The sequence below is a fragment of the Rhabdothermincola sediminis genome, assembly GCF_014805525.1.
In the GTDB taxonomy this organism is placed as follows: Bacteria; Actinomycetota; Acidimicrobiia; order Acidimicrobiales; family Acidimicrobilacustridaceae; genus Rhabdothermincola; species Rhabdothermincola sediminis.
Window position 1 is genome coordinate 42,902 of sequence record NZ_JACFSZ010000003.1, and the last position, 20,294, is coordinate 63,195.

Annotated in this window: 19 protein-coding genes; 11 read left to right on the forward strand and 8 right to left on the reverse strand. The window is 69.4% G+C overall.

The window, feature by feature from the left end:
* The first annotated feature begins 102 nt into the window (after window positions 1-102).
* Entirely contained in the window at window positions 103-1,047 is a 945-nt protein-coding gene (locus tag HZF19_RS03045; RefSeq protein WP_208027273.1) for a type IV toxin-antitoxin system AbiEi family antitoxin domain-containing protein, read from the forward strand.
* Between the two features lie 135 nt (window positions 1,048-1,182).
* Here HZF19_RS03045 and HZF19_RS03050 read toward each other — a convergent pair whose 3' ends face one another.
* Both HZF19_RS03050 and HZF19_RS03055 read right to left on the reverse strand, forming a co-directional pair.
* Entirely contained in the window at window positions 1,183-1,809 is a 627-nt protein-coding gene (locus tag HZF19_RS03050; protein ID WP_208027274.1) for an HAD-IA family hydrolase, read from the reverse strand.
* A 6-nt stretch (window positions 1,810-1,815) separates the two neighbouring features.
* On the reverse strand, window positions 1,816-3,159 hold the full coding sequence (locus HZF19_RS03055; protein WP_208027275.1) for a M20/M25/M40 family metallo-hydrolase: 1,344 nt from the start codon (window positions 3,157-3,159) through the stop codon (window positions 1,816-1,818).
* Between the two features lie 176 nt (window positions 3,160-3,335).
* Here HZF19_RS03055 and HZF19_RS03060 point away from each other — a divergent pair, with 176 nt between their 5' ends.
* From HZF19_RS03060 to HZF19_RS03075, 4 genes are all read left to right on the forward strand, one after another.
* Window positions 3,336-4,751 (forward strand): NYN domain-containing protein, encoded by a 1,416-nt coding sequence (locus HZF19_RS03060; protein WP_208027276.1) that lies wholly within the window; start codon window positions 3,336-3,338, stop codon window positions 4,749-4,751.
* 118 nt (window positions 4,752-4,869) lie between these two features.
* Window positions 4,870-6,549: an energy-dependent translational throttle protein EttA gene (gene ettA / locus HZF19_RS03065; RefSeq protein ID WP_208027277.1), complete on the forward strand. Its 1,680-nt coding sequence runs from the start codon at window positions 4,870-4,872 to the stop codon at window positions 6,547-6,549.
* Between the two features lie 7 nt (window positions 6,550-6,556).
* Complete coding sequence (locus HZF19_RS03070) at window positions 6,557-6,901, forward strand: hypothetical protein (RefSeq protein ID WP_208027278.1); 345 nt, start codon at window positions 6,557-6,559, stop codon at window positions 6,899-6,901.
* 82 nt (window positions 6,902-6,983) lie between these two features.
* Entirely contained in the window at window positions 6,984-7,214 is a 231-nt protein-coding gene (locus HZF19_RS03075) for a hypothetical protein (RefSeq protein ID WP_208027279.1), read from the forward strand.
* Window positions 7,215-7,249: 35 nt separating this feature from the next.
* Here HZF19_RS03075 and cysC read toward each other — a convergent pair whose 3' ends face one another.
* From cysC to cysD, 3 genes are read right to left on the reverse strand one after another with little or no spacing between them, the layout of a single operon-like run.
* The gene (gene cysC / locus HZF19_RS03080; protein ID WP_208027280.1) at window positions 7,250-7,873 is read right to left on the reverse strand and encodes an adenylyl-sulfate kinase; all 624 of its coding nucleotides are present in this window, start codon (window positions 7,871-7,873) and stop codon (window positions 7,250-7,252) included.
* The gene (gene cysN, locus HZF19_RS03085; protein ID WP_208027281.1) at window positions 7,870-9,129 is read right to left on the reverse strand and encodes a sulfate adenylyltransferase subunit CysN; all 1,260 of its coding nucleotides are present in this window, start codon (window positions 9,127-9,129) and stop codon (window positions 7,870-7,872) included. Before cysN ends, cysC begins: the two co-directional genes overlap by 4 nt.
* The gene (cysD, locus tag HZF19_RS03090) at window positions 9,129-10,034 is read right to left on the reverse strand and encodes a sulfate adenylyltransferase subunit CysD (protein WP_208027282.1); all 906 of its coding nucleotides are present in this window, start codon (window positions 10,032-10,034) and stop codon (window positions 9,129-9,131) included. The genes cysN and cysD overlap by 1 nt, the downstream gene beginning before the upstream one ends.
* Window positions 10,035-10,099: 65 nt before the next feature.
* Here cysD and HZF19_RS03095 point away from each other — a divergent pair, with 65 nt between their 5' ends.
* A complete protein-coding gene (locus HZF19_RS03095) occupies window positions 10,100-10,873 on the forward strand; it encodes a 3'(2'),5'-bisphosphate nucleotidase CysQ (protein WP_307781125.1) in 774 nt (257 codons plus the stop codon).
* A 27-nt stretch (window positions 10,874-10,900) separates the two neighbouring features.
* Entirely contained in the window at window positions 10,901-11,713 is an 813-nt protein-coding gene (locus tag HZF19_RS03100) for an enoyl-CoA hydratase-related protein (RefSeq protein WP_208027284.1), read from the forward strand.
* On the opposite strand, the gene HZF19_RS03105 is transcribed toward HZF19_RS03100, so the two are convergent.
* The gene (locus HZF19_RS03105; RefSeq protein WP_208027285.1) at window positions 11,710-12,882 is read right to left on the reverse strand and encodes a CaiB/BaiF CoA transferase family protein; all 1,173 of its coding nucleotides are present in this window, start codon (window positions 12,880-12,882) and stop codon (window positions 11,710-11,712) included. The genes HZF19_RS03100 and HZF19_RS03105 overlap by 4 nt on opposite strands.
* Window positions 12,883-12,937: 55 nt before the next feature.
* Here HZF19_RS03105 and HZF19_RS03110 point away from each other — a divergent pair, with 55 nt between their 5' ends.
* The 3 genes from HZF19_RS03110 to HZF19_RS03120 are packed head-to-tail and all read left to right on the forward strand — an operon-like array spanning window position 12,938 to window position 16,724.
* Window positions 12,938-14,569, forward strand: coding sequence for an ABC1 kinase family protein (locus tag HZF19_RS03110; protein WP_208027286.1), 1,632 nt, complete (start codon window positions 12,938-12,940; stop codon window positions 14,567-14,569).
* A 27-nt stretch (window positions 14,570-14,596) separates the two neighbouring features.
* Entirely contained in the window at window positions 14,597-15,256 is a 660-nt protein-coding gene (gene nucS / locus HZF19_RS03115) for an endonuclease NucS (RefSeq protein ID WP_208027287.1), read from the forward strand.
* A gap of 13 nt (window positions 15,257-15,269) precedes the next feature.
* A complete protein-coding gene (locus HZF19_RS03120) occupies window positions 15,270-16,724 on the forward strand; it encodes an NADH-ubiquinone oxidoreductase-F iron-sulfur binding region domain-containing protein (protein WP_208027288.1) in 1,455 nt (484 codons plus the stop codon).
* A gap of 13 nt (window positions 16,725-16,737) precedes the next feature.
* Here the strand turns inward: HZF19_RS03120 and HZF19_RS03125 are convergent, their stop codons facing one another.
* Window positions 16,738-17,580 carry a MaoC/PaaZ C-terminal domain-containing protein gene (locus HZF19_RS03125; protein WP_208027289.1) on the reverse strand — a complete coding sequence of 281 codons (843 nt, stop codon included), beginning with the start codon at window positions 17,578-17,580 and terminating at the stop codon, window positions 16,738-16,740.
* Between the two features lie 35 nt (window positions 17,581-17,615).
* A complete protein-coding gene (locus HZF19_RS03130) occupies window positions 17,616-18,521 on the reverse strand; it encodes an SDR family oxidoreductase (protein ID WP_208027290.1) in 906 nt (301 codons plus the stop codon).
* 120 nt (window positions 18,522-18,641) lie between these two features.
* On the opposite strand from HZF19_RS03130, the gene HZF19_RS03135 reads away from it, so the two are divergent.
* The gene (locus tag HZF19_RS03135; RefSeq protein ID WP_208027291.1) at window positions 18,642-20,288 is read left to right on the forward strand and encodes a VanW family protein; all 1,647 of its coding nucleotides are present in this window, start codon (window positions 18,642-18,644) and stop codon (window positions 20,286-20,288) included.
* The last annotated feature ends 6 nt before the right edge of the window (window positions 20,289-20,294 follow it).

A 20,294-nucleotide genomic window follows, 5' to 3' on the forward strand; every position in this document is an offset into this window, starting at 1 on the left:
CCCCTCGCCACCTTCCCCCTCCTTTCGCGAACCGGCCTGTCAAACGCGTGCCCCGGCACGCAGATCCCCTGCCAGTTCGCCGCTTCGCTAGGCAAGACGGACATGGAGGTGGAGATGTCCCTCGACGAGGATCTCCGCTCGCTGGCGGCGCGCCAGCACTGCTTGTTCACGACCGACCAGGCTCAGGCGCTCGGCGCGAGCCGATCGGCGCTCGACCATCGGGTCCGTACCGGACGCTTGCACAGGGTGGCACCACGGGTGCTCTGCCTGGGCGGTGTGCCGATGACGACCCAGCTACGTCAGTGGGCGATCCTGCTCGAGTGTGGCGGTACCGCCGCGCTCTCACACCAGACGGCCGCAGCGCACTGGGGTGTCCCCGGCTACCGGGTCGAGCCGATCCAGGTGCTGCGACTTCGTGATGGCACCTATCCGCCGTCGCGGCTGGGGGTCGTCCATCACACCCGCTCCCTTCCCGATGACCACGTGGCTATCCTCGACGGTTTGCGGATCACCACCCCGGCCCGCACGCTCTTCGACCTCGCCCCACACGTCTCGCCAGGACGTCTGGAACGTCTGATCGACCACGCGTGGTCCCACCGCCTGGTGACCGGGCGCCTGCTCGACCGGACACTCCGGGACCTCAGCCGTCGTGGTCGCCCGGGAATCCGGATCATGCGCGCGCTGCTGGCGGAACGGGGTCCCGACTACCAGCCGCCGGACAGCGCGCTGGAGGCACGGTTCGAGAAGCTCCTCCGAGAGGATGGCCAAGCGCCGATGGAGCGCCAGGTGGATCTCGGCGGCGAGGACTGGCTGGGCAGAGTCGACTTCGTGGACCACGAGGCGCGGGTGATCGTCGAGATCGACAGCGACTTGCACCACACGAGCATCAGCGACCGTCGAGCCGACGCGGCCCGGCAGGCCGCGCTCGAGGCTGCGGGCTGGCTCGTGGTCCGCATCACCGAGTTCGAGCTGTGGCACCGCCCGCAGGAGGTCGTCGAGAGGGTGCGCCGGGCGCGGGCATCAGCCTGGCAACGAACCGGCAGCTGATCTGCGTGCTCTGGCACGCGTTTGACATGCCAGTTCGCGAGGGGGGCGCGGACCGGCAGCGAAAACGCGTGCCAGAGCACGCGTTTGACATGCCAGTTCGCGAGGGGGGCGGTGGTGGGCGACGGTCGGCGGTGGTCAGCGGAGGGGGAAGCCCACCACGGCCTCGAGCTGCGCGAGGGCCTGGTGCGGATCGACCACCTTGATCGTGGACATACCCATCTCGCGGGCGGGCTTCAGGTTCACACCGAGGTCGTCGAGGAACACCGCCTCGCCCGGCTCGATGCCGAGCTCACGGCACGCCAGCTCGTAGAACCGGGGATCCGGCTTGCGAACGCCCACCTTGCTCGACTCGATCACCACGTCGAACAAGGCGAGCACTGCGCCCATCTCGCCCTCGCGGTCGACGTGACCGTCGACGGTGACGAAGTTGTTGGTGAGCAGCCCGGTGAGCAGGCGTTCCGAACACCGGCGGACCGCCTCGACCATCTCGGGACGCAGCTCGCCGCCGAGCAGGGCCAGGACCTCCCGAGCGTCCAGGCGGTGCCCGGCATCCGCTGCCTCAGCCTCGAACCGCTCGCAGAACTCGTCGAGGGTGATCTTGCGGCGCTCGAGCTGCGCCCAGGCATTGGTGTCGGGGTTGGTCGCGTTCACCCGCCGGATGAAGCCCTCCGGAAGTCCGCGCTCTGCCTCGTATCGGGCGAAGGCGTCGAACGGCGACGAGAGGATCACCCCGCCGAAGTCGAAGAGCACGGCGCGGATCACGGTCGATCAGCCGAGCAGGTCCCGGGCCACCTGGGCCCAGAGCGCGGTCGACAACGACAACGACTCCACATCGACCCGCTCGTTGTCCCCGTGGAACATCGCGCCGTAGTCCTCGAAGGTCATCTTCCGGCTGAACAGTCCGAACCCGTAGCTCGTCACGCCCTTGCCCCGGAAGTACTTCGCATCGGTGGACCCGACCGTGAGGTACGGAACGGTCTGGCTGCCCGGATACCACTGCTGGGTCACCCGTGAGAGCGAGTCCCACAACGGGGTGTCGATCGGCGAGGACGTCGACTCGATGGCTTGGAGGGTGATGATCTCCACCGAGGACGCGAGCTCGCCCAGCGCCTCGACCAGGGCGGCACGAGCCTCCTCGATCGTCTGACCGGGAAGGGTGCGCACATCCACGTCGAGCTCCACCGTGTGGGGGATGGTGTTGATCTTGTCGCCACCCTGCACGACGGTGGGAGCGATGGTCAGGTGCGTGCAGGCGTGGAACTGCCGAGCCATGCCCACCGGCAGCGACTCGCACAGGGACTCGAAGCCGTCTGCCGAGAGCAACGGCTCGGTGATCTCCTCCGGATAGCCCATGCTCTCGATGAACCGGCGCCACACGTCGTGGATCCGCGTCTCCGGCCGGAAGTCGTGCAGGCGCTGCACGACCTGCGCGGCCTTCACCAACGCGTTGTCGGTGCGGTAAGGCTGCGAGCCGTGGCCCGGGGTCCCGCTGATCCGTAGCCGGCACCAGTACAGCCCCTTCTCCCCCACGATGACCGGCAGTTTCAACCCCGCCGGGCTGGGGATCGGGATGCCACCGGACTCGGTGATGACGTAGTCGGCCCGCACGGCGTCGTAGTCGTGTGCCACGAGATGGCCCGCGCCGTAGGTGCCGTGCGCTTCCTCGTCGGCGACCGCCAGGAACACGAGCGTCCCGTCGGGACGGAAGCCCTCCCGCACCAGCTGCTTCAGGGCCACCGCCATCGACGCGGTGAGGTTGAGCATGTCCACCGCACCACGCCCCCACACCTCACCGTCGATCAGCTCGCCGCCGAAGGGGTCCTCCCGCCAACCTTCCTCGTGAACCGGCACCACGTCGGTGTGCCCCATGAGGAGCAACGTCGGTGCGTCGCGCCTCATGCCTTCGATGCGGGCCACCAGGCTCTGTCGGCCCGGCGCGGACTCGAAGCGTTCCAGCTGCAGACCGGAGCCTTCCAGGTAGTCGGTCAAGGTGCTGACGCTGCGCTCCTCGTGGCCGGAGTCGACCCTGCCGTCGTTGACACAGGCGTTGCGAATGAGCTGCTGGAGGAGCTCGACGACCTCGCCTTCGGCGCGCGCATTCGTACCTTCCACCTGGAGCAGCGTAGGCTGCGTTGGTCGATGCCCGCCGGCTCGACACGGCCGCCACTGGCGATCCGGACCGCTCGGCCCACCGGGCGCGAAGCGCGTCGGTTCGCGATCGGGGCCACCCAGTCCACCTCATCACGCCTGCCCGCGGGCAGGCCCACGACCCGGGAACACACGAATCGATGATCCGACCGCACGTGGTGGTCGACGGCTCCAACATCGCGACCGAAGGCCGTTCGACCCCCAGCCTCCGTCAGCTGGACGAGGCGGTGCGGGCCTTCATGGCCGAGCATCCCTCCGACATCGTCACCGTGGTGGTCGACGCGACCTTCGGGCACCGCATCGACCCATCCGAGCGCGCCGAGTTCGACGACGCCGTGTCGTCGGGGGAGCTCATCACCGCTCCCGCCGGGGCGATCGGACGGGGTGACGCGTTCATCCTCCAGATCGCCGACAAGGCGGATGCCACCATCCTCTCCAACGACTCCTTCCAGGAGTTCCACGGCCAGCACGAATGGCTCTTCGACGAGGGCCGGCTGGTCGGCGGCAAACCGATCCCCGGTGTCGGCTGGGTCTTCCTGCTGCGAACCCCCGTCCGTGGGCCCGCCAGCAGGCGAGCCGTGAAGGAAGCCAAGGACAAGGCGGGCAAGGCCAAGGGGAAGGCCCCGGAGAAGGAGGAGAAGGAGGCGAAGAAGGACGGGCGGGGCGCAAAGCCCTCCAAGGGGGCCGAGAAGCCGAAGGCCGCGAAGAAGGACGAGGAGAAGGCCGCCAAACGCAGCCGCAAGAAGCGGTCGAAGCCGTCGGAGGCGATCAACCCCGCATTGCCGTTCATCGAGTTCGTCGGAAGGCATCCGGTCGGGTCGGTGCTCGACGCGACGGTCACACAGTTCTCCTCCCACGGCGCGTACGTGGAGGTCGAGGGCGTCACCTGCTACGTGCCGCTCCGTCTCATGGGTGACCCGCCACCACGATCGGCCCGCGACGTGCTCCAGATCGGCGAGACCCGCACCTTTGCCGTGCACACCATCGATGCGGCGTTGCGAGGTGTCGACCTCGCACTCGTCGCGACGCGCGATCGCGCGGCGGAACGTCGTCACAAAGAGACGAGTGCGGTGACCGATGAGGCATCGATCACTCGCGCGACGGCACGTGAGATCGAAGAGGACGCGACGAAAACCAACACAAGCGCATCGTTCCTTGCTACAACTTTCACAGCAGACCAACACGCCGAGGAGGCGCAGGTGACACCAGCAAAGAAAGCTGCGAGCAAGCGAGCAGCCAAGAGGACCACCGCGAAGCGGGCCGCGAAGAAGGCTCCCGCGCGCAAGGCAGCGAAGAGCGCGCCGGCCAAGAAGAAGGCGGCGGCGCGGAAGACCACCGCGAAGCGGACCACGAAGAAGGCCACCGCCAAGCGCACCGCCAAGAAGGCCACGAAGAAGGCTCCGGCCAAGAAGGCCACCGCGAAGCGGACCACGAAGAAGGCGACCGCCAAGCGCACGGCCAAGAAGGCGACCGCCAAGAAGGCCACGAAGAAGGCTCCGGCCAAGAAGGCCACCGCGAAGCGCACGACGAAGAAGGCTCCGGCCCGCCGCCGCTAGCCCTGCTTCGTTCCTGTCGGACCCCTCGACGACGCAGCCCCGCCGGTCGACGGCGGGGCTGCTCCCGTTCTCGCCCCGTCTTTCCGTCGCTCACGAGGGGATCGGTAACCTCGGCCGCATGAACGCGCAGTTCATCTTCACCATGCACAAGGTGAGCCGCTTCTACCCGCCCGACCGCGAGGTCCTGAAGGACATCAGCCTGTCGTTCTACCCGGGGGCCAAGATCGGGGTGATCGGCCCCAACGGCTCAGGCAAGTCGTCACTCCTGCGGATCATGGCCGGTCATGACGACGGCTTCACGGGTGAAGCCCGCCTGACGCCCGGCTTCACCGTCGGCCTGCTCGAGCAGGAGCCGCACCTCGACCCGGGCAAGGACGTTCTCGGCAACGTGATGGACGGGCTCGGTGAGACGGCCACCCTCCTCGAACGCTACGACCAGGTCCTCGCCCGCTGGAGCGATCCCGATGCGGACTTCGAGCAGCTCGGTGAGGAGCAGGCCGAGCTGGAGCGCAAGATCGAGGCGGCTGGCGCGTGGGACCTGAAACGCACCATCGACATCGCCATGGACGCGCTCCGCCTCCCGCCTCCGGACGCGGACGTCACGACGCTGTCGGGCGGGGAACGTCGCCGAGTCGCACTCTGCCGCCTGCTGCTGTCGCGCCCGGACCTGCTCCTGCTCGATGAGCCCACCAACCATCTCGACGCCGAGTCGGTCGCCTGGTTGGAGCGGTTCCTGCGCGACTACCACGGCACGGTGGTGGCCATCACCCACGACCGCTACTTCCTCGACAACGTCGCGGGCTGGATCCTCGAGCTCGACCGCGGCCGGGGCATCCCCTTCCAGGGCAACTACAGCTCGTGGCTGGAGCAGAAGGAAGAACGGCTCCGGCGCGAGGAGAAGGCCGACTCCAAGCGGATCCGCACCCTCGAGCGCGAGCTCGAATGGGTGCGGATGGCCCCCAAGGCTAGGCAGGCGAAGGGTCGAGCACGGCTCAATGCCTACGAGCAACTCCTCGCCGACTCGCAGACCGCCGATCGGGGCCCGGACACCCTCGAGATCTTCATTCCCTCCGGCAACCGGCTGGGCGACGTGGTGATCGAGGCCGACCACCTCCGCAAGGCTTACGGCGACCGTCTGCTCATCGAGGACCTCAGCTTCTCGCTCCCCAGGGCAGGCATCGTCGGGGTGATCGGTCCGAACGGCGCGGGGAAGACAACGCTGTTCCGCATGATCACCGGCGCCGAGCAGCCCGACGGCGGTGAGCTGCGGGTGGGACCGACCGTGGAGCTGGCCTACGTCGACCAGTCGCGCGATGTGCTCGATCCCGACCGCACCGTCTACGAGGAGATCACCGACGGCGCCGACATCGTCCGGCTGGGCAACCGCGAGATGAACGGTCGGGCGTACGTGGCGTCGTTCAACTTCAAGGGCTCTGACCAGCAGAAGAAGGTCGGGGTGCTCTCGGGGGGAGAACGCAACCGTGTGCACCTGGCCAAGGTCCTCAAGGCCGGTGGCAACGTGCTGCTGCTCGACGAGCCCACCAACGATCTCGACGTCGACACGCTGCGAGCGCTCGAGGAAGGTCTCGAGGCGTTCGCGGGGTGCGCGGTGGTGATCAGCCACGACCGTTGGTTCCTCGACCGGGTGGCCACGCACATCCTGGCGTTCGAGGGCGACTCGCAGGTCCGCTGGTTCGAAGGCAACTTCAGCGAGTACGAGGCTTGGCGCCGCAAGCAGCTCGGGGCGGAGGCCGACCAGCCACACCGCATCAAGTACAAGCCCCTCGTCCGCAGCTGACGCACCGATGTCCCCCCGCCTCATCCGCCGCCTGGTGATCGTCGTGTTCGTCACGGGGATCGCGGGCATGATCGTGGGCTCGGTGGCCGACAACAACGGGGTGGCCATCACCTTCGGTCTGATCACGGCGGCCGCCGCGCTGGGGTTGATCCTGGTGACGTCGGTGGCGCCGCCCGGGTCCTTCAGCTCACGAGCGGCGCCGCATGATCGACCGCCGGACACCGTCGACGAGCGGATCGCGGCCGACGTCGAGGCCCGCATCGAACGGCTCGCCGCGGCGGGAGCCGACGAGACCGAACTGCGCCAGCTCGTGCAACGAGCCGTCGAGCTCGGGCGCGGCAGCTCGCGCTGATCGCGCACTGGGCCGTTCGGCCCTTCACGCTCAGCTCGTACGACCCCTCCGCCGATGGAATGGCATGGCAACGACGGCGACCGTGACCAGCAGGCGGTTCAAGAGTCGAGCCGTCCTGCGTGTGATCGAAGCAGGCAGCTTCGCGGAGTGCGCCTACTGCGGGGAGCTGGTGAAGTTCCAGGCCAAGACCAGGCAGCTGCAGGTGATCTGCAACGTCTACGTCAAGGGCCGATGGGATCGAGTCGAGCACTACCACGAACGCTGCTACCACGAGGCCGACGAACCGTACGGCACACCACTCGCCGCGGCGTGACCAACCTCGATCGGCAAGGCCGGTCGCGAACCGTGCTAAGGCAGCACGCCTCGCGCCGCAAGCAGCGCGACGACACGTTCTGCCTGCGCGGCGGCGCTGCCGTCGGCGGGCGTGAGCTCGAGCTCGGGTGACCGCGGCGGCTCGTACGGGTCGTCGATACCGGTGAAGCCCGTGATCTCGCCCGCCCGAGCCTTGACGTAGAGGCCCTTCGGGTCCCGGCGCTCGCACTCCTCGATCGGGGTGTTGACGAACACCTCGATGAACGGCAACCCGGCTGCGTCGTGGATGGCACGAGCACGGTCCCGACCGGCGCGGTAGGGACTGATGAGGGGCACCAGCGCTACCACCCCGGCATCGGCGAACAAGCGCGCCACCTCGGAGGCCCGGCGCACGTTCTCGTCACGATCGGCGGCCGAGAAGCCGAGGTCGCCGTTCAGGCCGTGACGGAGGTTGTCGCCGTCGAGGAGGTACGCGGGCCGACCTCGCTGGAGCACCAGCCGCTCGACCTCGACCGCGATCGTGGACTTGCCCGAGCCGGACAGGCCGGTGAACCACACGGTGATGCCCGCCAGGCCAGCGGCTGCCCAGCGCTCCGCCCGGGGGATGGCGCTCTCGTGCCAGACGACGTTGGGGCTCGTGCGGGCGTCGGGTCCGCTCACTGGGTGGGACCGAGGATCATGCCGGCGCCCACGGTGTTGTTCGTGGCTTCGTCGATGAGGATGAAGCTGCCGGTGGTGCGGTTACGCCGGTAGTCGTCGAAGAACAGGGGCACCGTGGTGCGCAGGCTCACCCGCCCGATCTCGTTGAGGGCCAGGACTCGGGCGTCATGATCACGATGCAGGGTGTTGACGTCGAGCCGGTAGTGCAGGTCCTTCACCAGGGCGCGCGCCGAGCGGGTGGTGTGTTTGATGGCGTACTTCGCCCCCGGGGTGAGCTGGCTCTGGTCGGCCATCCAGCAGATCATCGCGTCGATGTCCTGGCCGACCGTGGGTTGGTTGTGAGGCCTGCAGAGCATGTCGCCCCGCGAGATGTCGATGTCGTCGGTGAGGGTCACCGAGACCGACATCGGTGCGAAGGCCTCCTCCAGGGGCCCGTCGTGGGTGTCGATGGAGTGGATCCGGCTGGTGAACCCGGACGGGAGCACGAGCACCTCGTCGCCCACCTTCAGCACCCCGCCGGCGACGGTGCCGGCGTAGCCCCGGTAGTCGTGGAACTGATCACTCATCGGGCGCAGGACGTACTGCACCGGGAACCGGGCATCGATGAGGTTGCGGTCGGACGCGATGAACACGTCCTCGAGATGGTGTAGTAGGGAGGTGCCTTCGTACCAGGGCATGTTCGCCGAGCGGTGCACCACGTTGTCGCCCTGCAGCGCGGAGATCGGGATGAACGTGAGGTCCGTGATGTCGAGCTTGGTGGCGAAGGCTTTGAACTCGTCCTTGATCTGCTCGAACACCCCTTGGTCGTAATCGACCAGGTCCATCTTGTTCACGCACACCACGAGGTGCGGCACCCGCAGCAGCGATGCCAGGAACGCGTGGCGCCGCGACTGCTCGACGATGCCGTTGCGGGCGTCGATCAGCACCAGGGTGAGATCCGCCGTGGAGCATCCGGTCACCATGTTGCGGGTGTACTGGATGTGCCCCGGGGTGTCGGCAATGATGAACTTCCGCTTGGGCGTGGCGAAGTAGCGGTACGCGACGTCGATGGTGATGCCCTGCTCCCGCTCGGCTCGCAAGCCGTCGGTGAGCAGCGCCAGGTTGGTGTACTCGTCGCCGCGGTCGCGGCTCGTACGCTCCACCGCTTCGAGCTGGTCCTCGAAGATGGCCTTGGAGTCGTAGAGCAGCCGACCGATCAACGTGCTCTTGCCGTCATCGACGGAGCCGGCGGTGGCGAAGCGGAGCAGCTCGGCCATCAGAAGTAGCCCTCCTTCTTGCGATCTTCCATGGCCGCTTCGCTGGTCTTGTCGTCCGCTCTCGTGGCCCCACGCTCGGTGATGCGGGTGGAGGCCACCTCGGCGATCACCGCGTGTACGTCGGCCGCGCTCGATTCCACCGCGCCGGTGCAGCTCGCGTCACCAACGGTGCGGTACCGCACCAGCGCCTCGAACGGCTCCTCGCCGTCCATCAGGGTGACGAACGGGCTCACCGCGAGCAGCATGCCGTCGCGGCGGAAGACCTGCCGCCGGTGCGCGTAGTAGATCGACGGCAGCTCGATGCTCTCCTCGGCGATGTACTGCCAGATGTCGAGCTCGGTCCAGTTCGAGAGCGGGAACACCCGGATGTGCTCACCGGGCTTGTGGCGGCCGTTGTAGAGCGCCCACAGCTCCGGTCGTTGGTTCTTCGGGTCCCACTGCCCGAACTCGTCGCGGAAGGAGTACACCCGTTCCTTCGCCCGCGCCTTCTCCTCGTCCCGCCGACCACCGCCGAAGACCGCGTCGAAGCGATGCTCCTCGATGGCGTCGAGCAAGGTGGTGGTCTGCAACCGGTTCCGGCTGGCCCGAGGGCCCGTCTCGTCGACCACCCGGCCCTGGCGGATCGACTCCTCGACGCTCGCCACCACCAACCGGACACCGAACCGCTCCACGGTGCGGTCGCGGTAGTCGATGACCTCCGGGAAGTTGTGACCGGTGTCGACGTGCATCACCGGGAAGGGGAGCTTGCACGGCCAGAACGCCTTGAGGGCCACGTGCAGCATGACGACGGAGTCCTTGCCGCCCGAGAAGAGCAGCACGGGACGCTCGAACTCCGCGGCGACCTCCCGCATGATGTGGATCGACTCCGCTTCGAGCATGCGGAGGTGGCTCAGTTCGTAATCCATGAGGCGCTCCAGCGTAGGGTACGGGGGCAGTCCCGTGAAATCCCGACCAGATAGGTAAACATTTGGTGGCACCGACTCCCGCAGGGCCGACCCCTGCCGATCACGCGCTGGCCGCCGAGCTGGCCGGTCGGGCCGCCGCGCTCCTGCTCGAGCTGCGACGGTCCCACGATCCCGGTGGCGACCCCGCCGTGCTGCGCAAGGCCGGTGACCACCAGTCGAACGAGCTGCTGCTCGCCGGGCTGGCCGCAGCGGTGCCCGCCGACGCGGTGCTGTCGGAGGAGTCCAAGGACGATCCGGCGCGGATCCACGCCTCCCGAGTGTGGATCATCGACCCCCTCGACGGCACCCGCGAGTTCGGCGAGCCGCCCCGCACCGACTGGGCGGTTCACGTGGCCCTCACCATCGACGGCGCACCGGTGGCGGGCGCCGTGGCGCTGCCGGCCCTGGACGTGGTGCTCGGGACCGACCCGCCCGCCACGCTCGCGCCCCCCTCCGACGGGCCCGTACGGCTGGTGGTGAGCCGCACCCGGCCCCCGAAGGCCGCGACCTTCCTCGCCGATCGCCTCGACGCCACGCTGGTCGAGATGGGATCGGCCGGGGCGAAGGCAATGGCCGTGGTCCGGGGAGAGGTCGACGTCTACGTGCACTCCGGCGGGCAGTACGAGTGGGACTCCTGCGCCCCGGTGGCGGTGGCCGCCGCCGCGGGGTGCCACTGCTCCCGCATCGACGGCTCACCGCTGATGTACAACAACGAAGATCCGTACCTCCCCGACCTGCTCATCTGCCGCCCCGAGCTGGCCGAGCCGGTGCTCGCCGCGCTCGCCGACTTCCACGGCTGACGGCCGCTCAGTGGCCGGGAACGACCGATGGAGCTGAAGGCCACCCGCTACCAGGTGGAGGACCGGATCGCCACCATCACCCTGGCCAGGCCCCACCGCCTCAACGCGTGGACCGGCCGGATGCACACCGAGTACCGGTGGCTGCTCGCCCGGGCCGAAGCGGACACCGGGGTGCGGGTGGTGGTCGTCACCGGTGAAGGGCGGGGCTTCTGCGCCGGTGCGGATGCCGCCGCCCTCGACGGCCACGTCGCCAAGGGCGGCTACGACCCCGGCACGACCTCCGAGCTGGCCACCCCGGGATTCGGGGTCCACCCGACCTTCGACCGGGACTTCGCGTTCCACTTCGGGTTGACCAAACCGGTGATCGCGGCCCTCAACGGCCCGGCCGCCGGCGTCGGGCTGGTGCTCGCGTGCTTCTGTGACCTGCGCTTCGCGGCGGCAGGCGTGAAGCTCACCACCTCCCACGGGCGGCTCCACCTGCCGGCCGAGTACGGCTTGTCCTGGGTGCTACCCCGCCTCATCGGCGCCGGCCGGGCTCTCGACCTGCTGCTGTCGAGCCGCGTCGTGCTGGCCGAAGAAGCGCTGGAGATGGGGCTGGTGAACCGGGTTTGGCCCGGAGCCGAGCTGCTACCGAGAACCTACGAGTACGCGCACGAGCTCGCGCACCACATCTCACCCCGCTCCCTGGCCGAGACCCGCAGGCAAGTGTGGGTCGACCAGCACCGCGACGTCGGCTCGGCCGTCGAGGAAGCCCGGCGGCTGCTGGAGGAGATGATGACCGAGGAGAGGTTCCGCGAAGGGGTGCAAGCCCTCCGGGAGAAGCGACCACCCGAGTTCTAGCCCTCGACGCCCTCACTACCACCTATCGAGCCGATGACCTGCGCCGTGTGCTCGCCGAGGCCGGGCACCGGCCCGACCGGTGGCACGCCCCCACCGTGGAAGGTCACCGGTGAGGCCACCGCCCGGTGGGCAGGTGCGCCCCCGCCCTCGGGGACATCGACGAAAGCACCGGCGGCGATGGCCTGCGGGTCCTCGACCACCTCGTCGGGGGTCAGCACCGGCGCCCACCACACGCCGTGCGCGTCGAAGGCGGCGGCGATCTCGTCGCGAGACGACGCGGCGAAGGCCTCGTCGAGGATGGCGATCAGCTCGACGGCATGGTGGCGGCGCGCCCGGCCGTCGGCGAAGCGCTCGTCGTCGATCAGATCCTCGCGACCGATGCTGCGACACAGGTTGGGGAAGTGCCGCTGGCTCTCCACCCCGAGCAACCAGAACCAGCGGCCGTCACCGGCCCGGTAGCAGTTCACCAGCGGGTTCATCTCCTCGGTCCTCGCCACCGGCCCCGCCAGCTTGCCGAACCGCAGCTGGATCCCCAGATCCCACCCCAGGCAGTACACGCCCGTACGGAGCAACGAGGTCTCCACCACCTGCCCCTTGCCCGTGCGCTCCCGCTCGAGGAGCGCGCCGAGGATTCCCGACAGGGTCGCCAGCCCCGTCACGTGGTCACCGAACCCGCCGCGGATGTTCGGCGGCGGGGTGTCGCCCGCCGCCAGGGTGGCGGCGATGCCCGTGCGAGCCCAGAAGCCCCCGACGTCGTAGCCCGGCCGGGTCGCATCGGGCCCCTCGAGGCCGTAGCCAGTCACCAGGGCATAGACCAGATGGGGGTTCTCGGCCAACAGCGCATCGGGGCCGAAGCCCAAGCGCTCCAGCGCGCCGGCCCGCAGGTTGGTGAGGAACACGTCGGCCGTCCTCACCAGCGCGTGCAGCCGCTCACGGTCGGCCTCGTCCTTGAGATCGAGCACCACGCTGCGCTTGCCCCGGTTGTCGAGATCGAACGGTGGGGACTCGGTCCGGCCGTGACCGGCGATGAGCTGGAACACCCGCCGCATCGGATCACCCTCGGGCGGCTCGACCTTGATCACGTCGGCTCCCCAGTCGGCGAGGATCCCGCCCGCGGACGGCCCGGCCACCCAGACCCCCAACTCGACCACCCGGTAGTTCTCGAGCATCAGGCCACGCTAGCGAGGGTCACGACGACCGTCCGCTCCTACACTCCCGGGCACCATGGCCCACGACGCCGCCACCACCGACACCGACACCCGCGCCACCACCGACGGCCCGCCTGCGGACCTCGAGGTGGGCTCGTTCAGCGACCACCCGCCGTGGATCGTCGACCCCGCGGAGATGCGATGGCGCCGCGCGGTGCCAGCGGTGCGGTGGGTGAAGCGCCGGGAGCTTCCCGAGCTGGTCCGGCCCCGGAGGCTGCCGCCGGTCCGGAGACTGACGCGAGTGGCCCGCCACATCGGCGGCGCCCTCGTCGGCTGGTACGTCTCCGGCAGGCGAGCCGGCGGCTCCGCGTCGAAGCGCGACCTCTCCCGGCGGTTGCGGATCGCCGCGGAGCGACTCGGGCCGACCTACATCAAGCTCGGCCAGATCATCTCCTCGGGGGAGGGTCTGTTCCCCGAGGAGCTGGTGAGCGAGTTCCAGAAGCTGCGGGACCGGGTGCCACCGGAGTCCTTCGGCGACGTGCGGGCCGTGGTCGAGAGCGACCTGGGGTCGACGTTGGAGGCGGTCTTCGAGCGCTTCGATCCCGAGCCGGTCGCCGCGGCGTCGATCGCCCAGGTCCACCGGGCGCGCCTGCGCACCGGCGAAGACGTGGTCGTGAAGGTGCAGCGGCCGGGCATCGACCGGCTGGTGCACGACGACCTGCGGGTCATGGCCTGGTTGGCCCCGTTCCTGGTCGGGCGCATCCCGGTGGCCGCCCTGGCCAACCCGCCGGCGCTCGTGGAGCTGTTCGCCGAGACCATCACCGAGGAGCTGGACTTCCGGCTGGAAGCCGAGAACATGCTCGACATCGCCCGTTGCTTCGCGGAGCTCGACCAGCGGGGCTACGTGATCCCCCGCCCCCATCCCGAGCTGGTCACACCGCGGGTGCTGGTCATGGAGCGGCTCGACGGGTTCGCCTTCTACGACGTCGAGCGCATGAAGGAGGCAGGCGTGGACACCGAGGCGGTGATCCGCACCGGGATGATCGGCTTCATGGAGGGCGCCATGATCCACGGGATCTTCCACGGCGACCTGCACGGCGGCAACCTGGTCGTGATGGCCGACGGGCGGGTGGCGCTGCTCGACTTCGGGATCACCGGCCGGATGGACGAGCCTCGGCGCCTGGCGTTCCTGCGGCTGCAGGTCGCGGCCAGCATGAACGACATCCGAGGGCAGATGGCCGCCCTGCGCGACCTGGGGGCGTTGCCGGCGGACACCGATCTCGACGCGGTGATCCGTGACCTCGGCCTGGACCGCCCTCCTGTCGACCCGACGACGATGACCGCGGACGAGATGGTGCACGAGATCCAGCGAGCGGTGAAGAGCCTCCTGGCCTACGGCGCCCGGTTGCCCAAGGAGCTCATGCTGTTCGTGAAGAACATGGTGTTCCTCGACGGAGCCATCGCCTCGCTCGCCCCGGACCTGGACCTCTTCGCCGAGATCGCACACATCTCCGCCTACTTCGCACAGACCCACGGCGAACGCATCGCGGCCGACATCGGCATCGACCCCCGTACCTACGAGCTCGACTTGTCCGGGGTGAAGGGCAGCTTCGGGGTCGATCCCACCACCGAGTCCCTGACCTACCGAGACCTCCAGAAACGGCGGGAGGTCATCCGCAGTCGCTTCCGGGAGCGGGCGATCGACTGAGCCGCCAGCACGTACGCTCGCTCCCCGATGCGCATCGTGATCGCCCGCTGCTCGGTCGACTACGTGGGCCGGCTCTCCGCACACCTCCCACTCGCCACCCGACTGATCATGGTGAAGGCGGACGGGTGTGTGGCCATCCACGCCGACGGCGGCGCCTACAAGCCGCTCAACTGGATGAACGCCCCCAACCGCTTGATCGAGGAGCCGGGGCGGTGGGTGGTGACCAATCCCAAGGGCGAGACGCTCACCATCATCCTCGATGAGGTGCTCAGCGACAGCACGCACGAGCTGGGCGTCGACCCCGGGCTGCAGAAGGACGGCGTGGAAGCACACCTGCAGGAGCTGCTGGCCGCGAACCCGGAGGTGGTGCTCGACGGGCTGCGGCTGGTCCGACGGGAATACCCCACCGACATCGGGCCCGTCGACCTGCTGTGCCGGGACGCGGCGGGCAACGCGGTGGCCATCGAGGTGAAGCGGCGGGGCGAGATCGACGGCGTCGAGCAACTCGCTCGTTACCTGGAGCGCCTGGATCGTGACCCCCTCCTGCGCCCGGTCCGGGGTGTCTTCGTGGCCCAGTCCATCAAGCAGCAGGCGAAGGTGCTCGCGACCGCCCGCGGCATCGTCTGCGTCGAGGTCGACTACGACGAGCTCAGAGGCCTCGAGCGCGACGAGCTGCGCCTGTTCTGACCATCCGAGGCAGATGACCGCGGTGGGTCACGGGTACGGTGGCGCGGTGCTCGCCGACCGAGTCCTGCCACCGGAACCGATCACCTCACTCAGTGGGTACGAGCGCCGGGGCGGCGGCGCAGCCATCGGCCGGCTGGCCGACGTCGGCCGCGACGCGGTGCTCGACGAGCTCGAGCGCAGCGGGCTGCGCGGGCGGGGTGGTGCGGGCTTCCCCACCGCGACCAAGTGGCGCTCGGTGCTGCTAGGCGGCGCGGAGGCCGGCGAGCGGTACGCGGTGGCGAACGGAGCCGAAGGCGAGCCTGGCACCTACAAGGACCGGCCGCTGCTGCATCGCAACCCCTACCAGGTGATCGAGGGCCTGGCGGTGGCGGCCCGGGTCATCGGGGCGCAGGAGGCCTACGTGGCGATGAAGGCCTCGTTCGCCCCACAGATCGCCGCCGTCGAGCGCGCCCTGGAGGAGATGTCGGCCGCCGGCTGGCTCGACGGGTTGCGCATCTACGTCGTGAAGGGCCCAGACGAGTACCTGTTCGGGGAGGAGAAGGGGCTGCTCGAGGTGATCGAGGGCGAGGACCCGCTCCCCCGCCTCTTCCCCCCGTACCTCTACGGGCTCTTCGCCGAGCAGCCGCAGTTCGGATGGTCCGCCCCCACGGCCGGCTCGGATGCCAGCGGTCCGGCGTCGAACCCGACGCTGGTCAACAACGTCGAGACCCTCGCGCACGCCGCCGCGATCGTCGCCTACGGTGCGGAGTGGTTCCGTGAGCTCGGCACCGACGGCTCGCCGGGGACGATCATCTGCACGGTCTGCGGGGACACGAACCGCGCCGGCTTCGCCGAGATCCCGATGGGCACCCCGCTGATCGAGGCGATCGAGCACATCGGCGGGGGGATGCCCGTAGGCCGGTCGATCAAGGGCGTGCTGTCGGGCGTGGCGAACCCCGTGCTCACCGCCGACCAGCTCTCGACCCCGCTCAGCTACGAAGCATTCGACGCCATCGGCAGCGGCCTCGGGGCCGCCGGGTTCATGGTCTTCGACGACCGGCGGGACATGGTCCGGGTGGCCCACGCCGTATCCCGATTCCTGTACATCGAGTCCTGCGGCCAGTGCCCCGCCTGCAAGTTCGGCACCGGTGAGGTCACGGCACGGCTCGAGCAGCTGATCCTCGAGGGTGGCTCACCGGAGGACCTCGACACGATCGCCGCCCGCCTGCGGACCGTCACCGACGCGAACCGCTGCTACCTCGGACGCCAGGAGCAGGTGGTGGTGTCGAGCCTGCTCAGCGCCTTCCCGGCAGACGCGGCGCTGGCGCTGACCGGCGTGCACACCGACCCCATCGCCCCCATCACCCAGCTCGTGGAGATCCGCGACGGCCGGGCGGTGTGGGATCCCCAACAGCCCTGCAAACGCCCTGACTGGACCTACGCCGAGACCATCCCCGAGATCTTCGTGAGGCGGAGGCGGCCTCGATAGCCGGCGCGCAGGCTCACGAGAACGTCACCCGGCCGCTGTCGATCACCACCCGGCCGTCCTCGCCACAGGTCTGGAAGGTGGCCGACGAGCCCTCCACCCACATGCGCACCGTGAGGGCTTCACCGGGGTACACGGGGGAGGAGAACCGGCCCTCCATCGAGCGAAAGCGGGCCGGGTCCGATCCGCAGAGGGTGTGGAGCAGCGCTCGACCGGTGAACCCGTAGGTGCACAAGCCGTGGAGGATCGGGCGGTCGAAGCCGCCGAGCTTGGCGAAGGCGGGATCCGAGTGCAGCGGGTTGCGATCGCCGGACAGGCGGTAGATCAGCGCCTGGTCGTCGCGCGTGTGGTAGGTGACCTCGTGATCGGGGGCCCGCTCCGGTGGCTCATTGCGCGGCCCGGACGGGCCTCGATCGCCGCCCCAGCCGCCCTCGCCGCGGATGAACGCCGACATCGTGTTCTTGAACAGCGGCTTGCCCGTGGACACGTCGGTCGAGACCGATTCGGTGACGATCACCGCACCCTTGCCCTTGTCCCAGATGCCGGTGATCTCCCCGACCGTGCTCACCGTGCCCGACGTGGGGATCTCACCGTAGAGCTCGATGGCCTGCTCGCCGTGCACGAGCATCGCCGGGTTGAACGTGCCGATCTTGCCCACGGCACCGAAACCGCCCACCCCGAGCACCACGGCCATGGTGGGCAGCACCCGCAACGGGGTGTCCATGGTGTTCTCGGTGGTGAACTGCAGCTCACCGGTGCCCGCCCCCACGCCGAGGGCATAGAGCATGACGTCCTTCTCGGTCCAGGAGTGCTCGTGGGGCTCACTGGTGGAGCCGACGGCATCGGGGTTGATCGGCATTCGGGCCTCCGTGACGCTGCGTCGTGCTGTCTGGATCAGTCGGTGCGGTCGTTGCCGGCCATGTCCGCGTTGGGTCGGGCGCGAGCCAACAGGTCGGCGACCAAGGGTCCCATCCGGGTCGGATCGTCGACGGGGGTCTCCGACGGACCGATGTGCCAGCCTTCGGCGACCCCGAGCCGCCTGCCGGACACGTCGAAGACCCGGCCGGTGACCTGGCGGGACTCGCTCGAGGCCAGCCAGGTGACGATGGGGGCGATCCACCGGGGAGCCATCTGCTGTCGGACCTCCTCCGGCGCCTGCCCCATCCCCAGGTTCTCGGTCATGCGGGTCAGCGCCGCGGGCGCGATCGCGTTGACCGTCACGCCGTAGCGGGCGAGCTCCATCGACGCGATCACCGTGAAGGCGGCGATACCCGCCTTCGCCGCGCCATAGTTGGTCTGCCCCGGGTTGCCGTAGATGCCTGACGGCGAGCTGGTGTTGATGATCCTGGCATCGACGTCCTCGCCGGCCTTGGAACGGTCGCGCCAGTAGGCCGCCGCATGGTGTGACGGCGCGGCCGTGCCCTTGAGATGCACCTTGATCACCGCGTCCCACTCGGCTTCGGTCATGTTGACCAGCATCCGATCGCGGAGGATGCCTGCGTTGTTGACGAGGACGTCCAGCCGGCCGAACTCGTCGATCGCCTGCGCGACGAGCCGGGCGGCGCCGTCCCAGTCCGAGACGTCGTCGGTGTTGGCCACCGCCTCGCCACCAGCAGCGCGGATCTCCTCCACGACCTCCTGGGCCGGACCGCTCGACGCGCCCTCGCCCGACATCGACCCGCCCAGGTCGTTCACCACCAGCTTGGCGCCGTGCTCCGCCAGCATCAGCGCGTGCTCGCGCCCGATGCCGCGCCCGGCCCCGGTGACGATGCAGACCCGGCCCTCGCACAACCTGCTCATCGGCACTTCCCCCACGCCCCTGACTGCAACCCCGGGATCATGGCAGGGGTGGCGGCGGAGCGGGAAATCCGCGCATCCAGGCGACTACCGCCGCCCCACGCGGCATGCCAAGGTGAATGAGTGCCTCGGAGCCCCCGCAGCGCCGGCTTGGCCGCGCTCGTCTCGCTGATCGCGGTCCTCGCCGCGCTGCTCGGAACCTGGGCGGTCGACACGGCGATGCACTCCGGCCAAGCGATGCGAAACGTCTCCCTGGCCGGCACGGCGGTGGGCAGCCTGTCCGAGACCGAGGTGCGCGCCGAGGTCGAGCGCATCGCGGAGAGCACCACCGAGCGACCGGTCCACATCCAGACACCCGCGGGCGCACTCGACACCACCGCCGCCTCCGTGGGGCTGGCCGTCGACCGGGAAGCCACCCTCCGAGCCGTGCTCGACGCCGGCCGGGGCAACCTGCTCTCCCAGCCGTTCGAGTGGCTCGGCTCGCTCCTGTCACCCCATCGGGTCCCCGTCGTCTACCACGTCGACTCCTCCCAGGCCGCGGAGGCGATCGCCGCGCTCGAGGAGGCCAACCGGGTCGCACCCGTGGAACCGACCGTCTCGATGACCGGCGGCGCGCTCGAGGCCGTGGCCGGCGTCCCGGGCATGTCGCTCGACACGGCGAGCTTGGAGCGCGCGCTCATCGAGCAGGCCGCAGCGCCGGACGGCCCCATCACCGTCGAGCTGGCGACGGTGGAGGTGGCACCGGCGTATCCCGACCGCGCCGCGGAAGCGGTGGCTGACGAAGGGCGCCGGCTCGCCGCCCGGCCGCTGACCGTCCGGGTCGGTGGCAGGTCGACCTCCGTCCAACCCGCCGTCCTGCTGACCTGGATGCGAGCCGTCCCGGCGCCTGACGGCTCCACCCTCGTACTCGGCATGGACGAGCAGCAGATCAACCACGACGTCGCCGCGGCGGTGGGCACCGTCGGAACACCCCCCGTCGAGCTGACCTGGCACGTCGATGCCACGGGCAACGTGTCGTTCACCGAGGGCACACCTGGCACCGGATGCTGCGCTGCGGACTCGCCCCAGCGGGTCGTCGACGCACTCCGGAGCGGGCGTGGCGAGGTGGACCTCGACCTGGCGACCGAGCAGCCCGAGCACGACGCCGCCTGGGCGCGCCGCATGGGGATCACGACCGTGGTGGGCACCTTCACCACCAACCACGCCGCCGGCGAGAGCCGGGTCACCAACATCCACCGCATCGCCGATCTCATCCGCGGCGTGGTCATCGAGCCCGGCGAGACGTTCTCGGTCAACGAGTACGTCGGGCAGCGCACCCGAGCCAAGGGCTTCGTCGAGGCCGGCGTGATCTATGCCGGCAAGTTCACCACCGACATCGGCGGCGGGGTGTCGCAGTTCGCCACCACCATGTTCAACGCCGCGTTCTTCGCCGGGCTCGACCTGGTCGAGTACCAGGCCCACACGATCTACATCTCCCGCTACCCGTACGGCCGCGAGGCCACGCTGAGCTACCCGAAACCGGATCTGAAGATCCGCAACAACACCCCCTACGGCGTGTTGATCTGGCCGACGTACACGAACAGCTCCATCACCGTGACCCTGTACTCGACCCCGTGGGTGCGAGGCGAGCAGACCGGCCAGACCCGCACGCCCGCGGGGGCGTGCACCAAGGTCACCACCGAGCGCACCCGCACCTACCTCACCGACGGGCATCGCGAGGTCGACACCGTCACCGCGCTTTATCAGCCGGCGGAGGGCGTCCTGTGCTGAGCGCCG

What these genes read in the sequence shown, in the direction of transcription:
- HZF19_RS03045 (WP_208027273.1), top strand. Translation starts at nt 103, where the DNA reads ATGGAGGTGGAGATGTCCCTCGACGAGGATCTCCGCTCGCTGGCGGCG.
- HZF19_RS03060 (WP_208027276.1), top strand. Translation starts at nt 3,336, where the DNA reads ATGATCCGACCGCACGTGGTGGTCGACGGCTCCAACATCGCGACCGAA.
- ettA (WP_208027277.1), top strand. Translation starts at nt 4,870, where the DNA reads ATGAACGCGCAGTTCATCTTCACCATGCACAAGGTGAGCCGCTTCTAC.
- HZF19_RS03070 (WP_208027278.1), top strand. Translation starts at nt 6,557, where the DNA reads ATGTCCCCCCGCCTCATCCGCCGCCTGGTGATCGTCGTGTTCGTCACG.
- cysN (WP_208027281.1), bottom strand. Translation starts at nt 9,129, where the DNA reads ATGGCCGAGCTGCTCCGCTTCGCCACCGCCGGCTCCGTCGATGACGGC.
- cysD (WP_208027282.1), bottom strand. Translation starts at nt 10,034, where the DNA reads ATGGATTACGAACTGAGCCACCTCCGCATGCTCGAAGCGGAGTCGATC.
- HZF19_RS03100 (WP_208027284.1), top strand. Translation starts at nt 10,901, where the DNA reads ATGGAGCTGAAGGCCACCCGCTACCAGGTGGAGGACCGGATCGCCACC.
- HZF19_RS03105 (WP_208027285.1), bottom strand. Translation starts at nt 12,882, where the DNA reads ATGCTCGAGAACTACCGGGTGGTCGAGTTGGGGGTCTGGGTGGCCGGG.
- HZF19_RS03110 (WP_208027286.1), top strand. Translation starts at nt 12,938, where the DNA reads ATGGCCCACGACGCCGCCACCACCGACACCGACACCCGCGCCACCACC.
- nucS (WP_208027287.1), top strand. Translation starts at nt 14,597, where the DNA reads ATGCGCATCGTGATCGCCCGCTGCTCGGTCGACTACGTGGGCCGGCTC.
- HZF19_RS03120 (WP_208027288.1), top strand. Translation starts at nt 15,270, where the DNA reads ATGACCGCGGTGGGTCACGGGTACGGTGGCGCGGTGCTCGCCGACCGA.
- HZF19_RS03125 (WP_208027289.1), bottom strand. Translation starts at nt 17,580, where the DNA reads ATGCCGATCAACCCCGATGCCGTCGGCTCCACCAGTGAGCCCCACGAG.
- HZF19_RS03130 (WP_208027290.1), bottom strand. Translation starts at nt 18,521, where the DNA reads ATGAGCAGGTTGTGCGAGGGCCGGGTCTGCATCGTCACCGGGGCCGGG.